Genomic DNA, 13,253 nt, shown 5'->3' with positions numbered 1-13,253 from the left:
AGCCGCTCATGTGTAGTTTTACTACTCGTCTATACATTCGAAAGGCTGAAACGGCCAACGATTTGTAGTAAAACTACACGCCGCCGAGACAACCTTCGGCAATCCAAGAATTTATATCGTCTGCCCACAAGGCCAGTCGCAAACTCAGGCAACCGATTCTGGTAGCCTTTCCGCCCTGGAGCAAGCCATGCAAGACCTCGATCCCGTCGAAACCCAGGAATGGCTGGACGCCCTGGAATCGGTTCTCGACAAAGAAGGCGAAGACCGTGCTCATTATCTGATGACCCGTATGGGTGAACTCGCAACCCGCAGCGGTTCGCAACTGCCCTACGCCATCACCACGCCATACCGCAACACGATCCCTGTCACCCACGAAGCACGCATGCCTGGCGACCTGTTCATGGAACGCCGCATTCGCTCGCTGGTGCGCTGGAACGCGTTGGCCATGGTCATGCGTACCAACCTGAAAGATTCTGACCTGGGCGGTCACATCTCTAGCTTCGCCTCCAGTGCGACGCTGTATGACATCGGCTTCAACTACTTCTTCCAGGCCCCGACCGACGAACATGGCGGCGACCTGATCTACTTCCAGGGTCACGCATCGCCAGGCGTCTACGCCCGTGCGTTCATGGAAGGCCGCATCACCGAAGACCAGATGAACAACTTCCGCCAGGAAGTGGACGGCAACGGCCTGTCCTCGTACCCGCACCCTTGGCTGATGCCTGATTTCTGGCAGTTCCCGACCGTTTCCATGGGCCTGGGCCCGATCCAGGCGATCTACCAGGCGCGCTTCATGAAGTATCTCGAAGCCCGTGGCTTCATCCAGCCAGGCAAGCAGAAAGTCTGGTGCTTCATGGGTGACGGTGAATGCGACGAGCCGGAATCCCTGGGTGCGATCTCCCTGGCCGGCCGCGAGAAGCTGGACAACCTGATCTTCGTCATCAACTGCAACCTGCAGCGCCTCGACGGCCCGGTTCGCGGCAACGCCAAGATCATCCAGGAACTCGAAGGCGTGTTCCGTGGTGCCCAGTGGAACGTCAACAAAGTCATCTGGGGCCGTTTCTGGGACCCACTGCTGGCCAAGGACGTCGACGGCATCCTGCAACGCCGCATGGACGAAGTCATCGACGGCGAGTACCAGAACTACAAGGCCAAGGACGGCGCGTTCGTCCGTGAGCACTTCTTCAACTCGCCTGAACTCAAGGCGATGGTTGCCGACCTGTCCGACGACGAGATCTGGAAGCTCAACCGTGGCGGCCACGACCCGTACAAGGTCTACGCGGCGTACCATCAGGCGGTCAATCACAAAGAGCAACCGACCGTCATCCTGGCCAAGACCATCAAGGGTTATGGCACCGGTGCCGGCGAAGCGAAGAACACCGCGCACAACACCAAGAAGGTCGACGTCGAGAGCCTGAAGCTGTTCCGTGACCGCTTCGACATCCCGGTCAAGGACAGCGAACTGGAAAACCTGCCGTTCTTCAAGCCGGAAGAAGGCAGCGCCGAAGCCCGTTACCTGGCCGAGCGCCGCGCCGCCCTGGGTGGTTTCGTGCCGCAGCGTCGCGCCAAGAGCTTCAGCATCCCGACGCCGCCACTCGATACCCTCAAGGCCATCCTGGACGGCTCGGGCGACCGCGAAATCTCCACCACCATGGCTTTCGTGCGGATCCTCGCGCAACTGGTCAAGGACAAGGAAATCGGCTCGCGCATCGTCCCGATCATTCCGGACGAGGCCCGTACCTTCGGCATGGAAGGCATGTTCCGCCAGTTGGGCATCTACTCGTCCGTCGGCCAACTCTACGAGCCAGTCGATAAAGACCAGGTGATGTTCTACAAGGAAGACAAGAAGGGCCAGATCCTCGAGGAAGGCATCAACGAAGCGGGCGCCATGAGCTCCTTCATTGCCGCCGGTACTTCGTACTCCAGCCACAACCAGCCGATGCTGCCGTTCTACATCTTCTACTCGATGTTCGGCTTCCAGCGTATCGGCGACCTGGCCTGGGCCGCTGGCGACAGCCGTACTCGTGGCTTCCTGATCGGCGGCACCGCCGGCCGGACCACCCTCAACGGTGAAGGCCTGCAGCACGAAGACGGCCACAGCCACATGCTGGCCGGGACCATCCCGAACTGCCGCACCTATGATCCGACCTACGGCTACGAGCTGGCGGTGATCATTCAGGACGGCATGAAGAAGATGACCGAAGAGCAACAGGACGTCTTCTACTACATCACCGTGATGAACGAGTCCTACCAGCAGCCAGCCATGCCGGCCGGCGTAGAGGCAGGCATCGTCAAGGGCATGTACCTGCTCGAAGAAGACACCCGCGAAGCGGCGCACCACGTCCAGCTGATGGGCTCCGGCACCATCCTGCGCGAAGTGCGTGAAGCGGCGAAGATCCTGCGTGAAGAATTCAACGTCGGCGCCGACGTCTGGAGCGTCACCAGCTTCAACGAACTGCGTCGCGACGGCCTGGCCGTGGAGCGCAGCAACCGCCTGCACCCTGGCCAGAAGCCAAAGCTGAGCTACGTCGAAGAGTGCCTGAACGGCCGCAAAGGTCCGGTCATCGCCTCTACCGACTACATGAAGCTGTTCGCCGAACAGATCCGCCAGTGGGTTCCTTCCAAGGAATTCAAAGTGCTGGGCACCGATGGTTTCGGCCGTAGCGACAGCCGCAAGAAGCTGCGTCACTTCTTCGAAGTCGACCGTAAGTTCGTTGTGTTGGCAGCCTTGGAAGCCCTGGCTGACCGCGGCGATATCGAACCTAAAGTGGTGGCCGAAGCCATCGCCAAGTTCGGCATCGATCCGGAAAAACGCAACCCACTGGACTGCTGAGGAGAATTTTCGTGAGCGAACTCATTCGCGTACCTGACATCGGCAGCGGTGAAGGTGAAGTAATTGAACTGTTTGTGAAGGTCGGCGACCGCATCGAAGCCGACCAGAGCATCCTGACGCTTGAATCGGACAAGGCCAGCATGGAAGTGCCTGCGCCGAAGGCCGGTGTCATCAGGAGCCTGAAAGTGAAGCTGGGCGATCGCCTGAAGGAAGGCGACGAGTTGCTGGAGCTGGAAGTCGAGGGCGCCGCCGCGGCACCTGAAGCGGCCGCCCCTGCTGCTGCCCCGGCGGCGGCTGAAAAGCCTGCCGCTGCGCCCGCTCCCGAAGCGGCTCCAGCTCCGGCCGCCGCGCCTGCCGCCGCCACTGTTCAGGACATCCATGTCCCGGACATCGGTTCGTCGGGCAAGGCCAAGATCATCGAAGTACTGGTCAAGGCCGGCGACACCGTCGAAGCCGACCAGTCGCTGATCACCCTGGAATCCGACAAGGCCAGCATGGAAATCCCATCGCCGGCCGCCGGTGTGGTGGAAAGCGTCGAGATCAAGCTGGAAGACGAAGTCGGCACCGGTGACCTGATCCTGAAGCTGAAAGTGGCCGGTGCCTCGGCGCCTGCCGCGCCAGCCCCGGCTGCTGCGCCTGCTGCCAAGGCCGAAGCCGCCCCAGCGCCAGCGCCAGCCGCCGCCCCCGCCGCCAAGGCCGAAGCGGCTCCTGCCCCTGTCGCCGCGGCGCCTGCGCCTAGCGGTGCCAAGGTGCACGCTGGCCCTGCGGTGCGTCAGCTGGCCCGTGAATTCGGTGTCGAGCTGTCCGCCGTAGGCCCGAGCGGCCCTCACGGTCGTGTGCTCAAGGAAGACGTGCAAGCCTACGTCAAAGCCATGATGCAGAAGGCCAAGAGCGCACCGGCCGAAGGCGCCACCGGCGGCGCGGGCATCCCGCCGATCCCGGCGGTGGACTTCAGCCGCTTCGGCGAAACCGAAGAAGTGGCCATGACTCGCCTGATGCAGATCGGCGCGTCGAGCCTGCACCGCAGCTGGCTGAACATCCCGCACGTGACTCAGTTCGACCAGGCTGACATCACCGAGCTGGAAGCTTTCCGCGTTGCGCAGAAAGCCGTGGCGGAAAAGGCCGGCGTGAAACTGACGGTCTTGCCGCTGCTGCTCAAGGCCTGCGCGCACCTGCTCAAGGAACTGCCGGACTTCAACAGCTCCCTGGCTCCAAGCGGCAAGGCTGTGATCCGCAAGAAATACGTGCACATCGGCTTTGCCGTCGACACCCCGGAAGGCCTGCTGGTACCGGTCATCCGCAACGTCGACCAGAAGAGCCTGCTGCAACTGGCTGGCGAAGCCGCTGCCCTGGCCGAAAAAGCCCGGAACAAGAAGCTCACCGCCGACGACATGCAGGGCGCCTGCTTCACCATCTCCAGCCTCGGCCACATTGGCGGCACCGGCTTCACGCCGATCGTCAACGCGCCGGAGGTGGCGATCCTGGGTGTTTCCAAGGCCACCATCCAGCCAGTCTGGGACGGTAAAGCCTTCCAGCCGAAGCTGATGCTGCCACTGTCGCTGTCCTACGATCACCGCGTGATCAACGGCGCCGCCGCAGCGCGCTTCACCAAGCGCTTGAGTGACCTGCTGGGCGACATCCGCACCATCCTGCTGTAATACCGAACGGCCCTCCCTTGCGGAGGGCCGTTTGACTGCTGTTTTCCGAGCGCCACGCTCGTACCTCAACCCCGCCCGTTTGGCGGGGCTTTTTTTGCTCGGGCTAAAACCGTATTTCACCAACGGTTTTTCCTACCCCCTTGCGCATAAAAGACTACTTGCTCTGGTAGTCGTTGCCCACAACTACCGCCCCCTGCCCTACCGATATTTAACCTGCTTGCGGCTTTAGCATGAATCCAGCGCGCCCAACAACTTTGGCGCTGACGAAAATATAAACTTCGAATGGATTCGAACATGTTAAAGCCAACGGTAGGCCCTATTATTGGCCACACGACAACCCACCACGCTCGTATCTTTCTACGAGGCGATGGGAACACCGACAATCCTTTATTCGCCGGTATCCGCTACCGCCGAAAAGGCGATACGGCCTGGTCCAGGGGACAGTTCATCCGACTGGTTTCTTATCGCGACTTAGCCGGTGTCATCGTATTGAAGGGCCTTGAGCCCGACACCTTCTATGAATACCAGGCCGGCTGGAAAAGCACATTGAGCCCGGCGCACACTCCAGAGACCATACTGGAGCTGCCGCTGCAGTGGCCCAAGGAGATTTACCAGTTGCGCACGCCCTCCAGCGAGACCGACGCCCCACGCAGCTATATCGTCGGCTCGTGTCGATACCTGCGCATTACCGCGGGTGTCCCGGCGACACCGGAACGGGGGGATCGCACATTCGCGGGTATCAACCGAATCGTGGAGCGAGCCAACCCACCCATCAGCGCAGTAGTGATGACCGGCGACCAAGTGTATCTCGACGACCTGAATTTCATTGCGCCGGACCGCAACCTCAAGGACATGTTATTCAAGTACCGAACTGCCTTTTCCCAACCCCATATTAAAAAACTGATGTCCAGCGTGCCGACTTACATGATGCTCGACGATCATGAAATAAAGGACAACTGGCCCGCCAAGAAGAATCACCAAGACGAAACTCTCTATACAAACGCTCTTGATACTTACGAGCTTTATCAAGCCAGTCACAGCCCGGCCCATGAACTTCTGGATGACGGCACGTTAAGGCCACTCACCCGCTACTGGTATACATTTGCCCATGGCAATACAGGATGGTTCGTTACCGACAGCCGGACTCGACGCAACCTGTCGGCAAACAACCGGCGCATCCTGGATGAAGAACAGGAACATTCGCTGCTGACATGGCTGATCGACAGCCCCTACCGGGTCAAATTCGTCGTCACCGGTGTCATGTTCTACCCCGACCGCAAATTCAACGCAGGGGATGCCTGGCAAGCGTTTCCAGAGCAACGGCTACGCTTGCTTGAAACCATCCGCAGCCATCGGATCAAGAATGTGATCTTCGTCTCTGGTGACGTGCACGGTTCCCTGACGAGCATGCTGACCCACAGCCAGGATCCTGACTTCCAAATCCACACAGTCGTCTCGTCGCCATTTTGCAACAGCAGGCTGTTGCCTTACGCCAATGCCTCGACTTTTATTCCCGGCAAACCCATGGCTCGGGCTCCAAGCGGTGAGTATCAATACGAGCTGACCGGCAAGGTGATCAGCCAGGACAACTTTGCCCAGCTGAAAGTCACGGCCCAGAGCGTTCAAGTGACGTTTCATGACCGTGACGGAGATCCCTTGGAGGTCGTCGACATACCGTTGCGCTGAGCTTGCGTAGCCCAGGGAACACCTCTGATCGGCCGACAACTGGAGAAATCCCCTCGTCGGCCGATAAAAGGTTTATAGCACTTGGCCTTCATGTCTCTTGTCAGCCAGTGCCGCAATGATGCAACCTTGCGGCAATCCGTAATAACGAGGGCGTCAGCCCGGCGCGATCAGCATTTTCGAAGCGAGTCTCCCCATGAAAAGCCAACCCGATGCCGCCAGTCGTATGGCGGCCGAGGTAGTGACGCAGTTACCGGTGCCCTCGCGGCTCGGTATGCTGCGTTTCGAACGGCTGAATGAAGCAAGCTGGGCGTTGCTGTTCCTCGATCCAAACTGCGAACGCTACTTCGGCCTGCCGGCCGTTGAGCTTTGCTCGCTGGTCAGCTCTCCCTTCGCCAGCCTGATGGAGCCTGAAGCGCGCTATCAGTTGCATGACGCGATCCAACAGCAGTTGGCCCAGGCGTCCCACTATCTGATCCGCTACACACTGCACACCGCCAAAGGGCCGATGAACCTGCTGGAGACCGGTGAAGCCTACAGGCAGCACAATCGCCATCTGCTGCGCGGCTATCTGATGGTGGTGGACGACCTGCTGCAGGACGGGCCATCCATGCCTGCCGTGGACCTGGAAACCCAGAACTCCAGGCTCCAGATCGCCCTGGAATTGAATCAACGCGCGCAGCAGGAGCAACTCCAGCACCTGGACCGGGTCCGCGCCCAGCAAGACCTGATCCTGTTGTTGACTCGCCAGCGCTACAGCGCCAACAAATCCCTGCAAGAAGCCGCCGAGCTGATTACGCGCAGCGCGTGTGACATCTACCAGATCGATTGCGCGAGCATCTGGAATCTGGAGGATGGCAAGCTGCTGCCGATCTCCGCCTATAATCGCGCCTCCCAGGAACATTTCCTGCCAAAGGTGATCAACGCCAGCGAATTTCCAGACTACATGGAAGCGTTGCAGACCTGCCGCGCCATCGATGCCCATAACGCGATGCGCGACCCTCGCACGCGGGAATTGGCCGAGAACCTCCGGGCCCGGGACGTCAATGCCATCCTCGACGCCAGCATCCGTATCGACGGGCAAGTCGTCGGGGTGCTCTGCCTGGAGCAAGTAGGCGCGACCCGCGCCTGGCAGTCGGACGAAATCGCCTTCGCCGGCGAACTGGCTGACCAATTCGCCCAAGTCATCAACAACCATAATCGCCGCACCGCCACCAGCGCCCTGCACCTGTTCCAGCGCGCCGTGGAACAGAGCGCCAACGCGTTCCTGCTGGTCAATTGCGACGGTGTGGTGGAGTACGTCAACCCAAGCTTCACCGCCATCACCCAGTACACCACCGAAGAAGTCCACGGCCAGCGCCTCTCGGAACTGCCGGCCCTGGAGAACCTCAGCGAACTGCTGTTCGATGCGCCATCGGCCCTGGCCCAGAGCAACAGCTGGCAGGGCGAATTCAAGAGCCGACGCAAGAACCTCGAACCCTACTGGGGCCAGTTGTCGATCTCCAAGGTCTATGGCGACAACCGCGAGCTGACCCACTACATCGGCATCTACGAAGACATCACGCAGACCAAACTGGCCCAGCAGCGCATCGAACGCCTGGCCTACACCGACAACCTGACCAACCTGGGCAACCGTCCGGCTTTTATCCGCAACCTGGATGAACGCTTCGCCCGCGACAGCAATTCGCCCATCAGCCTGCTGCTGGTGGACATCGACAACTTCAAGCGCATCAACGACAGCCTCGGCCATCAGACCGGCGACAAACTGCTGATCAGCCTGGCCCGGCGCCTGCGCAATAGCCTGAGCTCCAGCGGCAGCCTGGCGCGCTTCGCCAGTAACGAATTTGCGGTGCTGCTGGACGACACCGACCTTGAGGCCGGCCAACAGATCGCCAGCCAGCTGCTGATGACGCTCGACAAGCCGATGTTCGTCGATAACCAGTTGATCAGCGTGACCGGCTCCGTGGGCCTGGCCTGCGCGCCTTTGCATGGCCGCGACCCACAGACCCTCATGCGCAACGCCGGCCTCGCTCTGCACAAGGCCAAGGCCAACGGCAAGCACCAGGTCCAGGTGTTCACCGAGGCGCTGAACGCCGAGGCCAGCTACAAGCTGTTCGTGGAAAACAACCTTCGACGCGCCTTGACCCAGAACGAACTGGACGTGTTCTACCAGCCCAAGCTGTGTCTGCGCAGCGGTCGCTTGCTGGGCATGGAAGCGCTGCTGCGCTGGAATCATCCGGAAAAAGGCATGATCCGTCCTGACCAGTTCATCAGCGTGGCCGAGGAAACCGGCCTGATCATCCCCATCGGCAAATGGATCGCCCGCCAGGCCTGCCGCATGAGCAAACAGCTGACCGCGGCTGGCCTGGGCAATCTGCAAGTGGCGATCAACCTGTCGCCCAAGCAGTTTTCCGACCCGGACCTGGTGGCCTCGATCGCCAGCATCCTCAAGGAAGAACAATTGCCCGCGCGGCTGCTAGAACTTGAACTGACCGAAGGCCTGCTGCTCGAAGCCACCGAAGACACCCACCTGCAACTCGACCAGCTCAAGCGCCTGGGCCTGACCCTGGCGATGGATGACTTCGGCACCGGTTATTCATCCCTGAGCTACCTGAAGAAATTCCCGATCGACATCATCAAGATCGATCGCAGCTTTATCCATGAAATCCCGGACAACCAGGACGACATGGAGATCACCTCCGCGGTGATTGCCATGGCCCACAATCTGAAGCTCAAGGTCGTGGCCGAAGGCATCGAGACCGCCCAGCAGCTCGCCTTCCTGCGGCGCCACCGCTGTGACGTCGGCCAAGGTTACCTCTTCGACCGGCCGATCCCCGGCGCAGAGCTCGTCGAGAAGCTCAAGCGCTACCCGCGCGGTCCGCTGGTCTGACAGCCGCTTATAGCTTGCAGCGGCTTTTCTGAGGCACACTGACGGTCTATTTCGCTCAACTCAATCTGACTGAGAGGACTGATGATGGTCTTGCGCTCGGAAATTCTGGTGAACAAAAACGTGCTTCCTACTCCCGATCAAGCTCTCCCTGGCCGTGAAACCCCAATGGCCGTGCCGGAAAAACACTTTGTCCTCGACGCGCCGCTGTTGGGCCCATTCGTCACCAATGTGGACTTCGCCATCTTCGGCCTCGGCTGCTTCTGGGGCGCGGAGCGCAGGTTCTGGCAACGGGAAGGCGTTGTCAGCACGGCGGTGGGTTATGCGGGCGGCTTTACGCCAAACCCGACATATGAAGAAGTATGCTCCGGCCTGACCGGCCACAGCGAAGTCGTGCTGGTGGTCTACGAGCCGGAGAAAGTCAGCTATGACGACTTGCTGAAGATGTTCTGGGAATTGCACAACCCGACCCAGGGCATGCGCCAGGGCAACGACATCGGCACCCAGTACCGCTCAGTGATCTACTGCACCACGCCCGAGCAACTGGAAGCGGCGAAGAAGAGCAAGGAAGTGTTCCAGGCTGAGCTGGGCAAGGCCGGGCTGGGAGAAATCACCACCGAAATCGACGAAGCGCCGACGTTTTACTTTGCCGAGGCGTATCACCAGCAATACCTGGCGAAGAACCCTGAAGGCTATTGCGGGATTGGCGGCACGGGCGTGACCTGCCCGATCTGACGGTCGGGCCCTGAAAAGCTTCGTCGGATCGCCGCCCGGAGCCAGCTCGCTCCCACAGGTCCGGTGGCGTACATAACTCTTGCGTACGCCTCAGATCCCCATGTGGGAGCGAGCTTGCTCGCGATAGCGGTGGATCTGGGGCGGTGATGTTGGATGTGCCGCCGCCATCGCGAGCAAGCTCGCTCCCACAGGGGCCCGGGGCGGACACAGATGTCGCGTACACCTCGACACCCCATGTGGGAGCGGGCTTGCTCGCGAAGGCGTCCTGCCTGACGACCTGAATGCATCGGCTCAGCGATCAGCTTTCAGCAATCAACCAATCCATCTGCCACCCACCCTGGGTCTGCCCAAGTTTCCTGGACAACCACGGCAGCAGCTCGCGCAGTTCCTCCTCAAGCCCCCACGGCGGATTGGCAATGGCCAGGCCCGAGCCGTTCAGGCTGTTGGGCGTGGCCAGCGGGTGCACCAGCAACTCCACCCGCAACAATTTAGGCGCGCCCGTGCCGGCCAAGTCCTGGTAGAAACGACGCAACATGCGCTGGTCCTTTACCGGGTACCAGATCGCCGCCACGGTCTGGCGCATCCGACTGACGGCTTCCTTGAGCGACGCGGCGCAACGCTGCATCTCATCCAGCTGTTCGAACGGCGGATCGATCAACATCAGAGCGCGCTTCTCTGCCACCGGCAACAACGCACGAGGAACATGCCAGCCTTCGCCCAAGTGGACCGCCACGCGACGGTCGCCCTTCATGTTGTCCTTGAGCAGCACGCCGTCCTCCGGATGCTTCTCGTTGAGCAATACTCGGTCCTGCGGTCGGGTCAGGCGCCGTGCCAACTCCGGCGAGCCCGGGTAATAGCGCAACTGGCCGTCCGGGTTCATCTCGCGCAGCACTTTCATGTAATCGGCGGTCAGGGGCGGGAGGTCGTCCTGGTCCCACAACCGTGCGATGCCTTCCAGGTATTCACCGGTACGGCTGGCCTGGTCGCCCTGCAAGTCGTAAAGCCCGATGCCTGCGTGGGTATCGAGGTAGGCGAAGGGCTGCTCCTTGCGCGACATCAAGGCGATGAGGCGGGTCAAGGTCAGGTGTTTGAACACATCGGCGTGATTGCCGGCGTGGAAGGCGTGGCGATAATTCATGGCGGCTCCTGCGAAGGGCGACGAGTTTACCTCGAAGCGCGCCCAACGTCAGGGGTTGGCGGCCGAGTGGACGAACAGCGCCCCGTAGCGAGGGAGCTTGCTCACGCTGCACTGCGCATCTCTGAACTTATCTCCCAAGCGCAGCCAACGGCACGGCACAGGAACCCTCCTTGCAGCGTTCGCACTCCTCACAGAACGGCGCAGGACTTTTCAAACTGAGTATTTGCGCCAAGGACAGCGGTGGCGCCAGCGCGGCGGCAAGTTTATCCGGAGCGCCCGCTGCAACGGGTTCGGCGCCCATCGCCACCATCGGCGCGCCGCCGACCTGGATGGGTACGCTGCTGAAGATTCCGCCCGGTCCGATGTTGATCCAGTGCCCGCCGGCCTGGATGGTCGCAGTGGCGCCGCCCTCCAGCACGATCTGTTGGCCGGCGCTGACATGAAACCGCCCAGCAGCGCTCAGGGCCTGGTTGGCGACGCGGATATGCCGGTCGCCCGTCACCATCAGGTGATCGTCCTGGCGAACTTCAACCTGCCGTCGCCCCCGGGTGATGCGCTGCTCGCCGTCCTTGAGTTCGTGCCGGGACAAGCCGGCAACGAAGATGCTGCGCTCATGATCGACCTGCACGCGCTGGTCATGCAGCACATGCTGGGTCCAGTTGCGCTGGGCTCGAAGGTAGATCTCCTCGGCGCCCTTGCGGTCTTCGATGCGCAATTCGTTATAGCCGCTACCACCGGGGCTGCTCTGGCTGCGCAGGATACTGCGGGTCTTGTCGGCCGGCAGGTCGAGCGGCAGCGGGTTGGCTCCGTTCGGCAGGCAACCGACCACCAGCGGCTTGTCGACGTCGCCGTCCATGAACCCGACCAGCACTTCCATGCCGACCCGAGGAATCATCACACTGCCGTAACGATCGTGCGCCCAGCCGGTGGCCACGCGCAGCCAGCAGCTGGAATGCTCATCACCTGCACCGTCGCGATCCCAGACCAGTTGCACCTTGACCCGCCCGAACTCATCGCAATGGATCTCGCTGCCCACCGGTCCGGTCACTACCGCTGACTGGTAGCCACTGATCGACGGCTTCTTGTGCTGCAAAGGCGGACGGAAAAAAACGTCCCAGGGCGTCGCCAGGAAGGTATTGCCGTAGCCCTGGAATTCACCCGGGCCGACCGAAGCGTTCTCTTCCAGCACTTGCGGCTGCCGGCCACGGTGATCGACCTGCGTCAACAGCCAGAGATCATTCCATTGCGGGCGGGGATGCTCCTCGATGCGCATGAAATGTCCGCTGGCGAAAGCGCTGTCGTCACTGCTGCCCTCCGCCAAAAGGTGGTCCGCGCCGTGTCGCTCGAGGGAACGTCGGGCCAGGTGGCTGCCATCGGCACGGTCGATGAATTGGCCGGGATATTGATAATCCTCAAGCGAAGCTGGCGCTTGCCCACCGAGACCGGCTTGCAGCAGCAGGCCAGGCTTGCGGAAGTCATAGTCGCGTAGCGTCACCGCAGTGGTTCGCGCCTGGTGCCGTACCGCCAAGCGCTTGATGGCCGGCGCAGCGCCAGCCATCCCGCTGCCCGGCAGGTACGGCGTAGACTCGGGTAAACGCTTGAACATCGTCTGGTCGTCGCCAAACACCAGCAGATGCCCGTCAGGGCTGTGCTGGAAGTGGTAATGGATGCCGACCTCGGCACATAGCCGCTCGATGAAGTCCAGATCGCTTTCACCGTACTGCACGCAATATTCACGCTCGGGGTATTGCCCACCCAGACTGAACTGGAATGCATCGGCCAGGATGCCGTGATCCTTCAGGACGAGGCCAACGATGGCGGGCACATTCAGATGCTGGAAAATTCGCCGGTTGATGCGGTGGCGCAAGTACGCCAGGCGTGGCACGAGGGTGATCTGGTAACGGGTCAGGCGCTTGCCCGAGTCGCCTTGGGCCACGCTGTAGACCTGGCCATGTATCCCACCGCCGCGGTGATCGAAACCCAGGTAAGCCTGGCGATGCAGAAGGTCCTCCAGCACCAGGTCGGGCCGATCGCTGACCAGCTCCAGATCAAAGCAATAGGGTTGGCTGATGGCTTCCTTGCCCTTGAACTCAAGCACCTTGAGGTCATTTGGCCCGCTGTCGAACGCCAGCGTGAAACGTGGTGAATTGGCAGGCGCGAACATCCGATGTGCCTCTGCTGAATGAGACGGGCGATTCTGCACGAGCCACTGGCAGTGTTGATCCATTGTCAGGAAAAACAGATTTCCCCTACACCCAAGAGTCAAAAAGCTGCAAGGCACGCTGCATTTTCCGATGGACAATCCATACACCGCGATCC

Annotated in this window: 7 protein-coding genes; 5 read left to right on the top strand and 2 right to left on the bottom strand. The window is 61.1% G+C overall.

Annotated features, from left to right (window positions below; translation table 11 throughout):
• The first annotated feature begins 187 nt into the window (after positions 1–187).
• From aceE to msrA, 5 genes are all read left to right on the top strand, one after another.
• Positions 188–2,833: a pyruvate dehydrogenase (acetyl-transferring), homodimeric type gene (aceE, locus tag J3Q04_RS02555; protein ID WP_420766140.1), complete on the top strand. Its 2,646-nt coding sequence runs from the start codon at positions 188–190 to the stop codon at positions 2,831–2,833.
• A gap of 11 nt (positions 2,834–2,844) precedes the next feature.
• Complete coding sequence (aceF, locus tag J3Q04_RS02550; RefSeq protein WP_434608146.1) at positions 2,845–4,491, top strand: dihydrolipoyllysine-residue acetyltransferase; 1,647 nt, start codon at positions 2,845–2,847, stop codon at positions 4,489–4,491.
• Between the two features lie 294 nt (positions 4,492–4,785).
• Positions 4,786–6,177, top strand: a complete 1,392-nt coding sequence (locus tag J3Q04_RS02545) for an alkaline phosphatase D family protein (protein ID WP_434608148.1) — start codon at positions 4,786–4,788, stop codon at positions 6,175–6,177.
• A 193-nt stretch (positions 6,178–6,370) separates the two neighbouring features.
• On the top strand, positions 6,371–9,064 hold the full coding sequence (locus tag J3Q04_RS02540; RefSeq protein ID WP_434608150.1) for an EAL domain-containing protein: 2,694 nt from the start codon (positions 6,371–6,373) through the stop codon (positions 9,062–9,064).
• An 84-nt stretch (positions 9,065–9,148) separates the two neighbouring features.
• Positions 9,149–9,796: a peptide-methionine (S)-S-oxide reductase MsrA gene (msrA, locus tag J3Q04_RS02535; RefSeq protein ID WP_420766136.1), complete on the top strand. Its 648-nt coding sequence runs from the start codon at positions 9,149–9,151 to the stop codon at positions 9,794–9,796.
• A 298-nt stretch (positions 9,797–10,094) separates the two neighbouring features.
• Here msrA and J3Q04_RS02530 read toward each other — a convergent pair whose 3' ends face one another.
• Together J3Q04_RS02530 and J3Q04_RS02525 are read right to left on the bottom strand one after the other, a co-directional pair.
• Positions 10,095–10,934, bottom strand: coding sequence for a 23S rRNA (adenine(2030)-N(6))-methyltransferase RlmJ (locus tag J3Q04_RS02530; RefSeq protein WP_420766135.1), 840 nt, complete (start codon positions 10,932–10,934; stop codon positions 10,095–10,097).
• A gap of 127 nt (positions 10,935–11,061) precedes the next feature.
• Positions 11,062–13,098 carry a type VI secretion system tip protein VgrG gene (locus J3Q04_RS02525; protein ID WP_434608152.1) on the bottom strand — a complete coding sequence of 679 codons (2,037 nt, stop codon included), beginning with the start codon at positions 13,096–13,098 and terminating at the stop codon, positions 11,062–11,064.
• Positions 13,099–13,253: the final 155 nt, after the last annotated feature.

Origin of the sequence: Pseudomonas sp. D4-21, assembly GCF_051132125.1 — a bacterium.
Lineage (GTDB): Bacteria > Pseudomonadota > Gammaproteobacteria > Pseudomonadales > Pseudomonadaceae > Aquipseudomonas.
This window is presented reverse-complemented; position numbering and strand designations above follow the sequence as displayed.

What these genes read in the sequence shown, in the direction of transcription:
- J3Q04_RS02530 (WP_420766135.1), bottom strand. Translation starts at nt 10,934, where the DNA reads ATGAATTATCGCCACGCCTTCCACGCCGGCAATCACGCCGATGTGTTC.
- J3Q04_RS02540 (WP_434608150.1), top strand. Translation starts at nt 6,371, where the DNA reads ATGAAAAGCCAACCCGATGCCGCCAGTCGTATGGCGGCCGAGGTAGTG.
- aceE (WP_420766140.1), top strand. Translation starts at nt 188, where the DNA reads ATGCAAGACCTCGATCCCGTCGAAACCCAGGAATGGCTGGACGCCCTG.
- msrA (WP_420766136.1), top strand. Translation starts at nt 9,149, where the DNA reads ATGGTCTTGCGCTCGGAAATTCTGGTGAACAAAAACGTGCTTCCTACT.
- J3Q04_RS02525 (WP_434608152.1), bottom strand. Translation starts at nt 13,098, where the DNA reads ATGTTCGCGCCTGCCAATTCACCACGTTTCACGCTGGCGTTCGACAGC.
- J3Q04_RS02545 (WP_434608148.1), top strand. Translation starts at nt 4,786, where the DNA reads ATGTTAAAGCCAACGGTAGGCCCTATTATTGGCCACACGACAACCCAC.